We start from the raw sequence: 13,646 nt of genomic DNA on the forward strand, positions 1-13,646 counted from the left end.
ATCTTCCGTCGAAGACGCATGACCCGGTTTCGGCCGGGCACCCGTGCCTCAGGCCCCGCCGCGTTCCCCCGTCGCGGCGGGGCTTTCTCGTGCCTCCTGGGCCGGCCGGTCGGTCACGTCGAGGAAGATCTGGTCCGCCTCGGGCACGGTCCGGGCGACGGACCGCTTGATGCGTACGGCGACCTCCTCGACCTGTTCGCTGTCCAGGCCCGGCACCAGATCCACACGGGCGGCCACCAGGACCGAGTCCAACCCCATCTTCATGGTGAACAGCGCTTCCACGCTGTCGATCTCGGGCTGAGCGTCCAGCAGGGCCCTGATCCGGGCAGCGACCTCCGGGTCCGCGGCCTCACCGATCAGCTGTCCCTTGGCCTCGCGTCCGAGCCGGTAGGCCACGTAGACGAGCAGCACACCGATGGCCAGTGAGGCGGACGCCTCCCACACGACCTGCCCGGTGACCATGTGCAGCGCCATGCCGGCCATGGCGAGGGTCACACCGAGCACCGCCGTGCCGTCCTCCGCTACGACCGTGCGCAGGGTGGGGTCGCGCATGCCCTGGGCGGCCCCGCCCTGCCTGTGCACCTGGTGCAGCGCCCGCACGAGCGAGATCCCCTCGGCGATGAAGGCCACGCCCAGCACGATCAGGCCGGCCACATAGCCGCTGAGCTTCTCCTCGGCGCCGTTGCGCAGCGCCTCGATGCCCTGGAAGACGGAGAAGCAGCCGCCCATCACGAAGATCCCGACGGCCGCGATCAGCGACCAGAAGAACCGCTCCTTGCCGTAACCGAAGGGATGCCGCCGGTCGGCGGGGCGACGGCTGCGGCGCAGCGCGGCCAGCAGGAAGACCTCGTTGAGGCTGTCCGCGACGGAGTGCGCCGCCTCCGACAGCAGCGCGGGAGAGCCCGCGAGGAGGCCGCCGACGGCCTTGGCGACCGCGATCACCAGGTTCGCCGCGAGCGCCACCAGCACGGTGACGCGTGTTTTCCGGTCCGCTGTGTTGCTCTTCGATGTCCCGCTCACCTTCGCCGACTGCCCGGCTCCCCGGCACTCACACCGTGCCGACTGCCGAAAACGGGGAACGCGTCCACCAGGAAAGGCGTACTACGGGAGGAAGCATGGGCAGCGCCGACGACGGCAACAGCTCGTACGGCCAGAAGGCGTTCAAGCGGTCCAAGAGCCATTTCGCGGACCGGGTCACCGCCGACGGCCGGGACGGCTGGCCGGTGGAGGCCGGCCGCTACCGGCTGGTGGTCAGCCGTGCGTGTCCCTGGGCGAGCCGGGCAGTGATCTCGCGACGGCTGCTCGGCCTGGAGGACGCGCTGTCGATGGCGATCGCCGATCCGATCCAGGACGACCGCAGCTGGCGTTTCACCCTGGACCCGGACGACCGCGACCCGGTGCTCGGCATCCGCTACCTCAGCGAGGCCTACGACCGGCGGGAGAGCGACTATCCGGGCGGGGTCAGCGTGCCCGCGCTCGTGGACGTGCCCAGCGGGAAGCTCGTCACCAACGACTACCAGCAGCTCACCCTGGACCTGGCCACCGAGTGGACGGCCCTGCACCGGGACGGCGCGCCCGACCTGTATCCGCGGGCGCTGCGCGACGAGATCGACACGGTGATGGCGGAGGTGTACGAGGACGTCAACAATGGTGTGTACCGGGCGGGCTTCGCCACCGGCCAGAAGGAGTACGAGGAGGCGTGCGCGGGCGTGTTCCGCCGACTCGACCTGCTGGCCTCGCGCCTGGCCGGGCAGCGGTATCTCGTCGGGGACACCCTCACCGAGGCGGACATCCGGCTGTTCACCACACTGGTGCGTTTCGACGCCGTCTACCACGGTCACTTCAAGTGCAACCGCTGGAAGCTGACGGAGAACGAGGTGCTGTGGGCGTACGTCCGCGACCTCTACCAGACGCCGGGCTTCGGCGACACCGTCGACTTCGACCACATCAAACGGCACTACTACCACGTGCACACCGGCATCAACCCGACCGGCATCGTGCCGCTCGGGCCGGACCTGGCGGGCTGGCTGACGCCGCATCACCGTGAGGAGCTCGGCGGCCGTCCGTTCGGCGACGGGACCCCGCCGGGGCCGCCTCCCCCGCAGGAGCAGGTTCCGGCACAGGGACGGCCCTGATCGCCCCCCGATCAACGACTCACCCGACCTAGGAGACTCCCATGGCCAAGAAGAAGAAGCTGCCCCTCGCCTACCAGCCCCTCGGATTCGTCCTCGGCTGGTCGAGCGGTTGGCTCGCGGGACTGGCCTTCCGCAAGACCTGGATGGCGATCCGGCACGAGGAGGACGCGCCCGACGCCCTGGACCGGGACCGCGGCTGGGGGGAGATCCTCCTGGCGGCCGCCATCCAGGGCGCCATCTTCGCCGCGGTGCGCAGTGCCGTGGACCGCACCGGCGCGAAGGCCATCGAGCGGTCCACCGGCACCTGGCCGGCCTCCGACAAGGGCGGCCGGGACTGACTCAGCCCTGTTTGGGCGCGGTCGGTGTGACCAAGCGCAGGGTGAAGGAGTGGCCGGCGGGGTCGGCGTAGCCACGTTCCTCGTACGGCCCCGAGGCGTCCTTCGTCTCCAGTGGGCGCCCGCCGAGCTCCACCACCTTGCGCTCCGTCGCGTCCAGGTCGTCCACCACGAAGTCGATGTGGGCCTGGAGGGAGTTCTCGGGACGGGGCCAGCTCGGCGGTGTCGCGTTCACGTCGCGGCGGAACCCGAGCCGGAAGCCGTCCGCGCCCCTGATCTCCACGCGGTTGGCGGTCGCGTCCGTCTCCTCGGCGTCCAGCAGCTCCTTGTAGAACACGGCGAGCTTCTCGGGCTCGGCACAGTCGAGCACGACGACCCCCGTTTTCACCAGTGCCATGTCTCCTCCGAAGGGTTGGGCCACGGGGTGTTGGCGCCCCGCGGCCTCGTACCTTGCGGATATCCCGGCACGACCGATTCAGTCGCCGACCAGCCACTGTCCGTTCCTCATCACCACACGCCCCGTGAGCTCGTTGGCCTCCCGCCAGGCCTGCACCCGCTGCGGGTGGACCTTGAAGTACAGGTAGGGCGTGGCGAGTCGGCGGGGGTCGAAGCCGGTTCGCACGGCGAACCGGTCCCCCTCCTCGCCGGTCAGTTCGGCCTGGGTGACGGTGTCGACGGTGCCCTCGATCATCACGACGTCCCGGGTGGGCCCGAGGCCGAGGCGCACTCTGCCGGTCGCCTTCAGGTTCCGGCCGGTGGGGCTGTCGGCCGGGGTGGCCAGGAGGATGGTGGAGCCGTCCCAGAGGAACGAGAGCGGGACGAGATACGGCACACCCGAGCCGTCGTCCGGGGCCGTGGCGACCCAGACGTCCTCGTCGTGCTCCAGTCGGTTCAGGGTGTCCTGCTTACGCTGCTCGGCGGGGCGTGCGGGCTGTGCGGCCATCGGCGGGCGTCCTCCTGCTGGATCATCGACTGACGGCATCAGTCTGGCCGTTCCCACCGGATTCCACCTCCGTCTTTCCGCCGAGGTCGTACCGCAACGTGACGGCCTGGGCCCCGAACCCCTGGCGCTCGTAGAAGCGGATCGCCTCCTGGTTGGCCGCGTAGGCGTCGACCTCCGCCTGCGCGGCCCCCTCGGCCCCGGCCCAGGCGAGGAACTCCGCCACCAACTGCCCGCCGATCCGCGCACGCCGATGGGCCGGGCGGACGTACAGGCTGTTCAGCGTGGCCGACTTCACCGGCCGCACGGCGGACGGTTCCGTCAAGGATCCCGTCAGATGTCCGACCACCTCACCGTCGTGAACCACCACCAGGACGAGCCCTGGTTCCGGCGTCCTGGGCGAACAGGCCCGCGCTGGAGGCAACAAGCCCCGGGATGTCGTCGGGGCGGGCGCGGCGGACGGTCACGTCTTGATCGGTCATGGCGCGCACGCTGGCGGGCGGCACTGACAGCTGGACTTCCTGGACGGTTGTCCAGCTATAGTGGACACACGTCCAAGAAGTGAGGAAAGTTGATGGAGATCCTGGCCGATGTGCTGGTCGCCCTGGTGGCGGCGCTGCATGTGTACATCCTGGTGATGGAGATGTTCCTGTGGCAGAAGAAGCCGGGGATGTCCTTTCACGGCTTCGACCCGGAGATGGCCCGGGCCACCGCCGCCATGGCCGGCAACCAGGGGCTGTACAACGGGTTCCTCGCGGCGGGACTCGTGTGGGGGCTCGTGGCCGGGGATCCGACCGGGTTCCGGGCGCAGGTGTTCTTCCTGGTGTGCGTGATCGTCGCGGGTGTGTACGGCGCCGTCACCGCCAATGTCCGGATCCTCGCCGCTCAGGCGCTGCCCGGCGCGCTCGCCCTGGCGGCCGTGCTCGTGGCGCAGTGACCCGCGCCGCACCCGAGGACCCGCGGGCGGCGCGCACCCGGGCGCGGCTGCGGGAGGCGCTGCTCGCGGAGTGCGCCGAGCGGCCGCTGGAGGAGGTCGGCGTGGCCGCGCTGGTGCGGCGGGCCGGGGTCGGGCGGGCGACCTTCTACGTGCACTACGACGGCCTGGAGGCGCTCGCCGTCGACGCCTGCGCCGATGTCGTACGGGACGCCGTGGAGGCGCTGCACGCCTGGCGCGGGCGGCCCGACCCGGTGCACGCGCCGCCCGCGCTCGCGGAGTTCTTCGGCTCGCTCACCCCGCACACCGCCCTGTACCGGTCCCTGCTCGCCCCGGGCGGCGGCGGCCCCCTCGGCAGGGTCCTGCACCGGGACCTGCGGGCCTACAGTCTGCGGGAGCGCGAGCTCGCGGGCGCGGCGGACGCCCCCCTGGTCGCCTCCGCGGTCGCCGCCACCTTCGCCGGCGTACTGGCCGACTGGCTGCACGGACTGCTCGACGCCGGCGCAGCCGACATCGCCGACCAGGTCTGGCAGTTGCTGGTCGCGCTGCACGCGAGCCGGTGAGGCCGGATCACGTGCAGGCGAACGTTCAGCGCGCCGCCGTCTGGAACGTCCGCCGGTACACCTGCGGTGACACCCCGATCGCCGCGTGCAGGTGCTGTCGCAGGGACGCGCCCGTGGCGAACCCGACGCGGCCGGCGATCTGGTCGACGGCCAGGTCGCTGGACTCCAGGAGGTGCCGGGCCCGGGCGACACGCTGCTGGATGAGCCAGCGGCCGGGGCTCATGCCCACCTCGTCGTTGAAGCGGCGGGCGAAGGTGCGCAGGCTCATCCGGGCGTGGGCGGCGAGGTCGGCCAGGGTCAGGGACTCGTCGAGGCGCTCCAGCGCCCAGGCGCGGGTCCCGGCGGTACTCGCGGCGCCCTGTTCCGGGACCGGCTGCTCGATGTACTGGGCCTGGCCGCCGTCCCGGAACGGCGGGACCACACAGCGGCGGGCGACGGCGTTGGCGAGTTCACTGCCGTGGTCCTTGCGGACGAGGTGCAGGCAGACGTCCACCCCGGAGGCCGCTCCGGCCGAGGTGAGGATGCGGCCGTCGTCGACGAAGAGCACGTCGGGGTCGAGGTCGATGTGCGGGAACATGCTCCGGAAGCGGCCGGCGAGCTGCCAGTGGGTCGTCGCCCGCCGGCCGTCCAGGAGACCGGCCGCGGCGAGGACGAAGGCGCCGGTGCAGATGGAGACGATCCGGGCGTCGGGCCGGACGTACGCGAGGGCCTCGCGCACCTCCTCCGGGAGCTCGGCGGGCATCCGCTCCGGCGAGACGGGGGTGATCACCACGGTGCCGGCGGTGGCCAGGATCTCCGGCCCGTGCGCGACGCCGATGGTGAAGTCGGCGTTGCTGCGCACCGGTCGACCGTCGACCGAACAGGTCAGCACCTCGTACCGGCCGTCGGCCGCGCCGAGGATCCGGCTGGGGATGCCCAACTCGAAGGGGTACACGCCGTCCAGGGCCAGCACCACGACCCGCTCGGTCCGCTCCGCATCTCGCATGGCACGATCCTATCGAAGCTTGGCAATCATGCCATTTCCTCGGCGGGCGGGGCCGGGCAGGCTGGACCACCATGAGCACTGTGAACACCATGCGAGCCATCAGCCAGGCCACCCTCGGCGGTCCCGAGGTCCTCGAGGAGATCGAGGTCGAGCGCCCCGCGCCGCGGCCCAACCAGGTACTGGTCCGGGTGCGGGCGGCCGGCCTGAATCCGACCGACTGGAAGCACCGCGCCACCGGCGGCTTCCTCGGCGAGCCGCCGTTCGTCCTCGGCTGGGACGTCTCCGGCGTGGTCGAGGCGGTCGGCATCGGGGTCGCCACCTTCAAGCCCGGTGACGAGGTGTTCGGCATGCTGCCGTACCCGTGGGGCCACGGTTCGCACGCCGAGTACGTCGTCGCGCCGGTGCGGGCCCTCACACACAAGCCGTCGTCGATCGACCACACGCAGGCCGGCGCGTTGCCGCTGGTGTCGCTGACCGCGTGGCAGGCGCTGGTCGAGAACGCGGAACTCCGGCCGGGGCAGCGGGTGCTGATCCACGCGGCGGCCGGCGGGGTGGGCCATGTGGCCGTGCAGATCGCCAAGGCACGGGGCGCGTACGTGATCGGTACCGCGAGCGCGGGCAAGCACGACTTCCTGCGCGAGCTGGGCGCGGACGAGGTGATCGACTACCGGGACACCGACTTCACCGAGGCGGTGAAGGACGTCGACGTGGTGCTGGACACGCTGGGCGGCGACATCTCCGTGCGCTCGCTGCGGGTGCTGCGGCCGGGCGGGATCGTGGTGTCGATCCTGCCGGTCGGCTCGGACGAGTTCGGCGAGGAGGCCGAGCGGCTGGGCGTCAGGGCCGTGCGGATGCTCGTGGACGCCGACCGCGCCGGGATGAACGCGATCACGGACCTGGTGGAGAAGGGCGAGCTGCGGGCCACGATCGCGGGGACCTTCCCGCTGGCCGATGCCGCCGAGGCGCATGCGCTGGGCGACACCGGCCGTACGAAGGGCAAGCTGGTTCTGGTGGTCGACTGACCCGTCAGAACGTCAGCACGGGCTTGATCGCCTTGCCCGCGCCCATGTCCCGCACCGCCTGGTCGATGTCCGCGAACGGATAGGTGCTGATCAGGCGGTGCAGCGGGAGGCGCCCCTCCTTCACCAGACGGACCAGGGCGGGGATGAAGCTCTGGGTCTCGGCATCTCCGAGGGTGAGGCCGACGACCCGCTTGCCGCCGAGGAGCCCGTTGACGTCGAGGGAGACCTCGGTGCCGAACGGCGGGGCGCCCACGACGACCACCGTGCCGCGCGCGCCGAGCGCGTCGACGCCCTGGCGCAGGACGGTGACGTTGCCCGTGGTCTCCACGATGCCGTCCGCGCCCTGGCCGCCGGTGAGGGCGGCGAGCGCCTCGGCGAGGTCCTCCTCGGCCGCGTTGACGGTGTGGGTGGCGCCCAACTCCCGTGCCAGGGTGAGGCGTTCGCCGACCCGGTCGACAGCGACGATCGTCGTGGCGGGAGTGAGGGCGGCGGCCATGACGGCGGAGAGGCCGACCGCTCCGGCGCCGAGCACGACGATCGTGGAACCGGTGACCGGCTTCAGGACGTTCCACACGGCGCCGACGCCGGTCTGTACTCCGCAGCCGAGCGGGGCGATGGACTCCAGCGGCACGTCCTGGTCGACCTTGACGAGGCTGCGCTCGTCGACCAGGGCGCGCTCGGCGAACGAGGACTGGCCGAAGAAGTGCCCGCCGAGCGGCTCGCCGTCCCGGCTGATGGTGCTGGTGCCGTCGGCCCGGCGGCCGCCGAGGAGGTTCAGCGGCAGCCAGCCGGCACAGTAGGCGGGGTGGCCGCCGTCGCAGTTGCGGCAGTCGCCGCAGGAGGTGAAGGACAGCACGACGTGGTCACCGGGGGCGACGCCGGTGACGGACGGTCCGACGGCCTCGACGACTCCCGCGCCCTCGTGTCCGAGGACTCCGGGCAGCGGGAAGGGCAGTCCGCCGCTCGCCACCCCGAGGTCGGTGTGACACAGCCCGGTGGCGACCATACGGACGAGCGCCTCGTGCGGCCCGGGCTCGTCGAGCTCGATGTCGGAGAGGGTGAAGGGTGCTCCGCCGGACTCGACGACGGCGGCGCGGGTGGTGGTGGGCATCGTACGAACTCCCTTTGTCTTCGAGCGTGTTCGGGCGCGCACTCAGTCGAGCGAGACGACGACGGACTTGACCCTGGTGTAGGCGTCGAGCGCCTCGGGGCCGTACTCGCGGCCGTAGCCGGAGTCCTTGACCCCGCCGAAGGGCACCGCGGGGTCGAGCATCGCCCAGTCGTTGACCCAGACGATGCCCGCCTGGAGTCGGTCCGCGACCCGGTGCGCGCGGGCCAGGTTCGTGGTCTGGACGCCCGACGCGAGGCCGTACGGCGTGGAGTTGGCGAGGGCGACGGCCTCGTCCTCGGTGTCGAAGGGCTGCACGGTCAGCACCGGTCCGAAGATCTCCTCCTGCACGACCCGGGAGTCGTTGGAGAGGTCGGCGATCACGGTGGGCTTGTAGTAGAAGCCGCCGTCGAGGTCGAGCCGCTCACCGCCGCAGACGATCCGGCCGCCCTCCTTGCGGGCCAGGTCGACGTACTCCTCGACCTTCTTCAGGTGCTTCTCCCCCGCCATCGGACCGACGACGGTCCCGGGGTCGCGCGGGTCGCCGACCGGCACGCCGGGCACGGCCTCGGCGAGGATCCCCAGCAGGGTGCTGTGGACCGAGCGCGCCACGAGCAGACGCGGGCCGCCCATGCAGAACTGGCCGGTGTTGAAGACGAAGGCCTTGATGATCGCGCCGACCGCCTTCTCCAGGTCGGCGTCCTCGAAGACGATGTTGGCCGCGTTGCCGCCGAGTTCCATGGTGACGGGCTTGAGCGCCTCGCCCGCGGTGGCCGCCACGTGCCGGCCGATCGCGGTGGAACCGGTGAAGGCCACCTTGTCGACCCCGCGGTGGCGCAGCAGAGCCTCGCCGGTCACCGGCCCGGTGCCGGTGACCACGTTGACGACCCCGTCCGGGACGCCGGCCCGCTGGAGCAGTCCGGCCATGTAGAGAGCGCTGAGCGGGGTCTCGTCGGCCGGCTTGTGCACGACCGTGTTGCCGGCGGCGAGCGCGGGGCCGATCTTGGAACCGGCGAGGATCAGCGGGAAGTTGAACGGGGTGATCGCGGCGACCACGCCGAGCGGCTCGCGCTTGGTGTAGGCGAGGGCGTTCATGGGCGTGTTGCGGACGGCGCCGTCCAGGGAGTGGGCGAGGGCCGCGAAGTGCTCGTAGTCGTTGGCCGCGTTGGTCACGTCCACGGCGTGGCACAGCGAGATCGGCTTGCCGACGTCCAGGCTCTCCAGTTGGGCGAGTTCGTCGGCGTTCTCGCGTATCAGCTCGGCGACCCGGTGCAGGATCCGGCCCCGCTCGCGACCGCTGAGGCCGGACCAGGTGCCGCCGTCGAAGGTCTCCCGGGCGGAGCGGACGGCCGCGTCCACGTCGGCGGCGCCGGCCTCCGCGACGGTGGTGACGACCACGCCCCGGGACGGGTCGACCACCTCGGTGCGTGCGCCGTCGGCGGCCTCACGCCACTGGCCGCCCACAAACAGCCGTCCGGGTTCGATCTCGATGGGGGACATCGCCGCTCCTCAGCTTCGTCGCCAAGATTTCAACAAACAGGATTCCTGTTGGTTCGCAGTCTCTTTACGGACAGGTTTCCTGTCAATGGTCTAGCCTGAACCCATGCTCGAGACACAGGTGACCAAGGCGCCCCCGTCGCTCCTCTACATGGTGAAACAGGTGGAGCTCGTCGTCCGTTCCCATCTGGACGAGCTGGTCAGGCCGTCCGGGATCACCGCTCTGCAGTACACGGCCCTCACGGTCCTCGAGCGGCACGACGGGCTGTCGGCGGCTCAACTGGCCCGGGACTCGTTCGTCACCGCCCAGTCGATCGCCGATCTCGTGCGCTCCCTGGAGACCCGCGGGCTGGTGCGCCGGGAGCGCAATCCGAAGAACCGCCGCGAGCTGCTGATCCTGCTGACCGAGGAGGGGCGCGCGCTGCTCGCACAGCACGAGGGCCCCGTGCGGGAGCTGGAGGAGCGGATGGTGCGGGACCTTACCGCGCACCAGACCGAGCAGTTCCGTCAGGCGCTGACCAGGGCCTGGCACGCCCTGTCGTGAGCCGGGCGCGAGCCCCGCGCGCGCCCGGTGCGAACTGGCGGCTGCAATTCGCAGACATATGTCAATCGAACATGCTCAAATTCACTCCATCGAGGGTAACTTGCAGGGCGGGGGAACGGATTCGCACGCACCCCATGCCGCCTGTGGAGCCGGTTGGAGGCGATGTCGTCGTGCAGCAGGAATCCGCACCGCCGTCCCGGCATCTGCGCGTCCACCAGGACCGCGGTCACACGGTGCTGGAGTTCCGCGGGGAGATCGACATCGCCGCGGCCGTGGAGCTCCTGCCCCACCTGGACCGCGTCACGGGCCATCCCGACGCCCGGCTGGTCATCGACCTCAGCGCCGTGGAGTTCTTCGACTGCTCCGGGCTGCGGCTGCTGTACCGGGCACGCTCGCGCGTGCTCGACAACAACGGCACGCTGCTCCTGGTCTGCACACATCCGCTCACCCTGCGGGTCATCCGGGTGACCGGCCTTTCCCGGCTGCTGCCCCCGCTGCCGTCGCTGGACGCGGCCCTGGGCCGGCCCGAGGCCACGTCCGAGACGTTATGACCGTGCGCTACTCACTCCGGGGCGCGTCGAACAGGGCGCTGACGGACTCACCGTTGTGAATGCGCCGTACGGCCTCGGCGAGCGCCGGGGCGATGGACAGGATCCGCAACTTGTCGGTGCGCTCCTCGTCGGGGACCGGCACGGTGTTGGTGCACACGATCTCCAGTACGTCGGGCTGCTCGCCGATCCTCTTGAGGGCACCGTCCGCGAACAGACCGTGCGTGCACGCGACCCGGATGGAGCGCGGGCCCAACTCCCTTAGCCTGTCGAGAAGTTCCAGGACCGTGCTGCCCTTGGCGATCTCGTCGTCCAGCACGATGACGTCCCGTCCGGCGACCTCGCCGATGACGTCGCTGATGCTGACCCGGTCGTCGGCGAACCGCTGCTTGGCACCCGCGGCCACCTGGGCACCGATCAGCCGGGCGAAGGCGGCCGCCTCCTTGGCATTGCCGAGGTCCGGGGAGACGACGGTGGTGCGCGAGAGGTCGTACTGCCGGAAGTGCGCGGCCAGCTCGCGCAGGGCGTGCAGATGGTCGACGGGCACCGAGAAGAAGCCGTGCACCTGCGGGGAGTGCAGGGTCATGGCGAGGACACGGCTCGCCCCGGCCGACACCATCAGGTCGGCGACGAGCCGCCCGCCGAGGGAGATGCGGGGCTCGTCCTTCTTGTCGGAGCGGGCGTAGGAGTAGTGCGGCATGACGACGCTGATCCGGCGCGCCGAGGCACCACGGGCCGCGTCGCACATCAGCAGCAGCTCCACCAGGTGCTCCTGGACCGGCCTGACCAGCGGCTGGATGAGGAAGACGTCCCGCTCCCGGCAGTTCGCCTGGAGCTGCACCTCCAGGCAGTCGTTGGCGAACCGGCTGACCCGGGTGGGGCTGAGCGGCACACCGAGATGTGCGCAGACCTCCGCCGCCAGCTCGGGATGGGCGCTACCGCTGAACACGGCGATGTCTCGCACGGACCTGCTCCTAGGATGATCATCTCGGGCTGCCGGGCTCATGCTACTGGGCTCGCACACCGGCCGCCCGGCCGCCGATATTCGGTTGCGGTCCCCCTGCGGAGGGGCGACATCATGGCGATGTCCGAGCCCTCTCACGTCAGGATGCCTCGCATGCGCCGACTCCTCGAAGTCACCCAGTGCCCCCTTCGGCCCACGGCTTCCGAGGACTCGACCCCGTATGCACACCCTGAACATCGGCATTCTGGCCCACGTCGACGCAGGTAAGACCAGCCTCACCGAGCGTCTGCTGTTCGACCACGGCGCGATCGACCGGCTCGGCAGCGTCGACACCGGTGACACCCGCACGGACGACGGAGCGATCGAGCGGCAGCGCGGCATCACCATCCGCTCCGCGGTCGCCTCCTTCACCGTCGGCGCCACCCGGATCAACCTCATCGACACCCCGGGCCACTCCGACTTCATCGCCGAGGTCGAGCGTGCCCTGGAGGTACTCGACGGCGCGGTGCTGCTGCTGTCCGCCGTGGAGGGCGTGCAGGCGCAGACCCGGGTACTGATGCGGACCCTGCGCGGGCTGCGGCTGCCCACGCTGGTCTTCGCCAACAAGATCGACCGGGCGGGCGCCCGCGGCGAGGGCCTGCTCGCCGACATCCGGCGCCGGCTGACGCCGTACGTCGCGCCGCTGACGGAGGTGGTGGGCATCGGCACGGCCGACGCCCACGTGAGGGTCCTCGCGAAGGACGACCGGCGGCTGACCGAGGCTCTCGCCGACGTGGACCCGGACATCCTCACGGCGGTCGTGGACGGCCCCGCGCCCACCCCGGACGACCTCGACAAAGCCCTTGCCGCCCGCACCGCCGACGGCTCCTTCCACCCGGTGTTCTTCGGCTCCGCTCTCGGCGGCCAGGGCGTCCCCGAACTGGTCGAGGGGATGATCCGGCTGATTCCCCGCCCTCGCGTGACACCTGCGGGTGATCCGCGCGGGACGGTGTTCGCGGTGCGGCCCGGACCCGGCGGCGAGCGCACCGCGTATCTGCGGCTCTACGGCGGTGAGGTGACCGAACGCCAGCGCCTCACCCTCCTCAGGCGCGAGGCCGACGGGACGACCAGCCGGGTCTCCGGGCGGGTCACCCGTCTCGCCGGGCCGCTGACTGCGGGGAACATCGCGGCGATGACCTTCTCCTCCGGCCTGCGCGTGGGCGACCGGCTCGGCGAAGTCACCGAGCGCGCACCGCAGTTCGCGCCCCCGACCCTGGAAACCCTGGTCACCGCCCGCCACCCCGCACAGGCGGCTCGGCTGCGCTCGGCGCTGCTGGCCCTCGCGGACCAGGACCCGCTGCTCCACGCCCGTCCGACGCCCGGGGGCGCCACCACACTTCTCCTGTACGGCGAGGTCCAGATGGAGGTGCTCGCGGCGACCCTCGGGCAGGACTTCGGTGTCGAGGCGGACTTCGAGCCGGCCCGGGTCCGGTATCTGGAGCGCCCGCGCGGCAGCGGTGAGGCCTGCGACGAACTGCCCTGGCACGATCGCGGGCGCTACTGGGCGACGATCGGACTGCGGGTCGAGCCGGGTCAGCGTGGCTCCGGCGGGGTGTTCGCGTACGAAACGGAACTCGGCGCCCTGCCCCGGGCTTTCCACCAGGCCATCGAGGAGACGGTCCACGCGAGCATGCGGACCGGGCTGACGGGCGCGACCGTGACGGACTACCGGGTGGTCCTCGTCCGTTCCGGTTTCGTCGGGCCGCTCAGTACCGCCGCCGACTTCCGGGGGCTCACCCCGATCGTGCTGCGCCGGGCCCTGGAGCAGGCCGGGACGCGGCTGTTCGAGCCGTACCACGCGTTCGAGGCTGAGGTTCCCCTCGATGCGCTGGCCCCGGTCACCGCGCGACTCGCCTCAGCGGGGGCCGAGTTCACCGGCACGACCGGCGGCAGCACCGCATGGCTGATCACCGGCGAGCTCCCGGCCCGGAGGGTCCGCGCGATCGAACTTGGACTGCCCGGTCTCACGCACGGTGAAGGGGTGTGGTGGTCCAGGCCTTCGGGCGACCGGGAACTCAAGCCTCACTAGGAG

At 71.3% G+C, this 13,646-nt stretch carries 17 protein-coding genes; 8 read left to right on the forward strand and 9 right to left on the reverse strand.

All coding sequences use genetic code 11. The annotated features are described in order from the left end of the window. Nucleotides 1-48: 48 nt before the first annotated feature. Complete coding sequence (locus OG841_RS05125; RefSeq protein WP_328642570.1) at nt 49-1,020, reverse strand: cation diffusion facilitator family transporter; 972 nt, start codon at nt 1,018-1,020, stop codon at nt 49-51. A 95-nt stretch (nt 1,021-1,115) separates the two neighbouring features. Here OG841_RS05125 and OG841_RS05130 point away from each other — a divergent pair, with 95 nt between their 5' ends. Next, on the forward strand, nt 1,116-2,135 hold the full coding sequence (locus tag OG841_RS05130; protein WP_328642569.1) for a glutathione S-transferase family protein: 1,020 nt from the start codon (nt 1,116-1,118) through the stop codon (nt 2,133-2,135). A 41-nt stretch (nt 2,136-2,176) separates the two neighbouring features. Further along, nucleotides 2,177-2,473 (forward strand): DUF4235 domain-containing protein, encoded by a 297-nt coding sequence (locus OG841_RS05135; RefSeq protein ID WP_328642568.1) that lies wholly within the window; start codon nt 2,177-2,179, stop codon nt 2,471-2,473. A 1-nt stretch (nt 2,474) separates the two neighbouring features. On the opposite strand, the gene OG841_RS05140 is transcribed toward OG841_RS05135, so the two are convergent. From OG841_RS05140 to OG841_RS05155, 4 genes are all read right to left on the reverse strand, one after another. After that, nucleotides 2,475-2,867 carry a VOC family protein gene (locus tag OG841_RS05140; protein ID WP_326660904.1) on the reverse strand — a complete coding sequence of 131 codons (393 nt, stop codon included), beginning with the start codon at nt 2,865-2,867 and terminating at the stop codon, nt 2,475-2,477. A gap of 78 nt (nt 2,868-2,945) precedes the next feature. Next, nucleotides 2,946-3,413, reverse strand: a complete 468-nt coding sequence (locus tag OG841_RS05145; protein WP_328642567.1) for a pyridoxamine 5'-phosphate oxidase family protein — start codon at nt 3,411-3,413, stop codon at nt 2,946-2,948. Nucleotides 3,414-3,435: 22 nt separating this feature from the next. Continuing rightward, nucleotides 3,436-3,780: a GNAT family N-acetyltransferase gene (locus OG841_RS05150; RefSeq protein WP_371563748.1), complete on the reverse strand. Its 345-nt coding sequence runs from the start codon at nt 3,778-3,780 to the stop codon at nt 3,436-3,438. Continuing rightward, nucleotides 3,761-3,892, reverse strand: coding sequence for a hypothetical protein (locus OG841_RS05155; protein WP_371563749.1), 132 nt, complete (start codon nt 3,890-3,892; stop codon nt 3,761-3,763). Before OG841_RS05155 ends, OG841_RS05150 begins: the two co-directional genes overlap by 20 nt. Before the next feature lie 92 nt (nt 3,893-3,984). Between OG841_RS05155 and OG841_RS05160 the strand changes: the two genes are divergently transcribed. Beyond that, nucleotides 3,985-4,347, forward strand: coding sequence for a DUF1304 domain-containing protein (locus tag OG841_RS05160; protein WP_326660909.1), 363 nt, complete (start codon nt 3,985-3,987; stop codon nt 4,345-4,347). Beyond that, nucleotides 4,344-4,907 carry a TetR/AcrR family transcriptional regulator gene (locus OG841_RS05165; protein ID WP_266555964.1) on the forward strand — a complete coding sequence of 188 codons (564 nt, stop codon included), beginning with the start codon at nt 4,344-4,346 and terminating at the stop codon, nt 4,905-4,907. The genes OG841_RS05160 and OG841_RS05165 overlap by 4 nt, the downstream gene beginning before the upstream one ends. 25 nt (nt 4,908-4,932) lie before the next feature. Here OG841_RS05165 and OG841_RS05170 read toward each other — a convergent pair whose 3' ends face one another. Continuing rightward, nucleotides 4,933-5,892: a GlxA family transcriptional regulator gene (locus tag OG841_RS05170; RefSeq protein ID WP_328642566.1), complete on the reverse strand. Its 960-nt coding sequence runs from the start codon at nt 5,890-5,892 to the stop codon at nt 4,933-4,935. 71 nt (nt 5,893-5,963) lie between these two features. Between OG841_RS05170 and OG841_RS05175 the strand changes: the two genes are divergently transcribed. Next, a complete protein-coding gene (locus tag OG841_RS05175) occupies nt 5,964-6,914 on the forward strand; it encodes an NADP-dependent oxidoreductase (protein WP_328642565.1) in 951 nt (316 codons plus the stop codon). Nucleotides 6,915-6,918: 4 nt separating this feature from the next. Here the strand turns inward: OG841_RS05175 and OG841_RS05180 are convergent, their stop codons facing one another. Both OG841_RS05180 and OG841_RS05185 read right to left on the reverse strand, forming a co-directional pair. Then, a complete protein-coding gene (locus OG841_RS05180; RefSeq protein WP_328642564.1) occupies nt 6,919-8,025 on the reverse strand; it encodes an NAD(P)-dependent alcohol dehydrogenase in 1,107 nt (368 codons plus the stop codon). A gap of 42 nt (nt 8,026-8,067) precedes the next feature. Continuing rightward, entirely contained in the window at nt 8,068-9,522 is a 1,455-nt protein-coding gene (locus OG841_RS05185) for an aldehyde dehydrogenase family protein (protein WP_328642563.1), read from the reverse strand. A gap of 103 nt (nt 9,523-9,625) precedes the next feature. Between OG841_RS05185 and OG841_RS05190 the strand changes: the two genes are divergently transcribed. Beyond that, a complete protein-coding gene (locus tag OG841_RS05190) occupies nt 9,626-10,063 on the forward strand; it encodes a MarR family winged helix-turn-helix transcriptional regulator (protein ID WP_062040119.1) in 438 nt (145 codons plus the stop codon). A gap of 134 nt (nt 10,064-10,197) precedes the next feature. Next, nucleotides 10,198-10,614 (forward strand): anti-sigma factor antagonist, encoded by a 417-nt coding sequence (locus OG841_RS05195; RefSeq protein WP_328642562.1) that lies wholly within the window; start codon nt 10,198-10,200, stop codon nt 10,612-10,614. Nucleotides 10,615-10,621: 7 nt separating this feature from the next. Here the strand turns inward: OG841_RS05195 and OG841_RS05200 are convergent, their stop codons facing one another. Beyond that, nucleotides 10,622-11,575 (reverse strand): ribose-phosphate diphosphokinase, encoded by a 954-nt coding sequence (locus OG841_RS05200; protein ID WP_328642561.1) that lies wholly within the window; start codon nt 11,573-11,575, stop codon nt 10,622-10,624. A 220-nt stretch (nt 11,576-11,795) separates the two neighbouring features. Between OG841_RS05200 and otr(A) the strand changes: the two genes are divergently transcribed. After that, nucleotides 11,796-13,643 carry a tetracycline resistance ribosomal protection protein Otr(A) gene (otr(A), locus tag OG841_RS05205; RefSeq protein ID WP_371563754.1) on the forward strand — a complete coding sequence of 616 codons (1,848 nt, stop codon included), beginning with the start codon at nt 11,796-11,798 and terminating at the stop codon, nt 13,641-13,643. Nucleotides 13,644-13,646 lie beyond the last annotated feature (3 nt).

The sequence above is a fragment of the Streptomyces canus genome (genome assembly GCF_041435015.1).
Taxonomy (GTDB): domain Bacteria; phylum Actinomycetota; class Actinomycetes; order Streptomycetales; family Streptomycetaceae; genus Streptomyces; species Streptomyces canus_G.

Coding starts and splice junctions, on each gene's coding strand:
- OG841_RS05130 (WP_328642569.1), top strand. CDS start 1,116: ATGGGCAGCGCCGACGACGGCAACAGCTCGTACGGCCAGAAGGCGTTC.
- OG841_RS05135 (WP_328642568.1), top strand. CDS start 2,177: ATGGCCAAGAAGAAGAAGCTGCCCCTCGCCTACCAGCCCCTCGGATTC.
- OG841_RS05140 (WP_326660904.1), bottom strand. CDS start 2,867: ATGGCACTGGTGAAAACGGGGGTCGTCGTGCTCGACTGTGCCGAGCCC.
- OG841_RS05145 (WP_328642567.1), bottom strand. CDS start 3,413: ATGGCCGCACAGCCCGCACGCCCCGCCGAGCAGCGTAAGCAGGACACC.
- OG841_RS05155 (WP_371563749.1), bottom strand. CDS start 3,892: ATGACCGATCAAGACGTGACCGTCCGCCGCGCCCGCCCCGACGACATC.
- OG841_RS05160 (WP_326660909.1), top strand. CDS start 3,985: ATGGAGATCCTGGCCGATGTGCTGGTCGCCCTGGTGGCGGCGCTGCAT.
- OG841_RS05170 (WP_328642566.1), bottom strand. CDS start 5,892: ATGCGAGATGCGGAGCGGACCGAGCGGGTCGTGGTGCTGGCCCTGGAC.
- OG841_RS05175 (WP_328642565.1), top strand. CDS start 5,964: ATGAGCACTGTGAACACCATGCGAGCCATCAGCCAGGCCACCCTCGGC.
- OG841_RS05180 (WP_328642564.1), bottom strand. CDS start 8,025: ATGCCCACCACCACCCGCGCCGCCGTCGTCGAGTCCGGCGGAGCACCC.
- OG841_RS05185 (WP_328642563.1), bottom strand. CDS start 9,522: ATGTCCCCCATCGAGATCGAACCCGGACGGCTGTTTGTGGGCGGCCAG.
- OG841_RS05190 (WP_062040119.1), top strand. CDS start 9,626: ATGCTCGAGACACAGGTGACCAAGGCGCCCCCGTCGCTCCTCTACATG.
- OG841_RS05195 (WP_328642562.1), top strand. CDS start 10,198: ATGCCGCCTGTGGAGCCGGTTGGAGGCGATGTCGTCGTGCAGCAGGAA.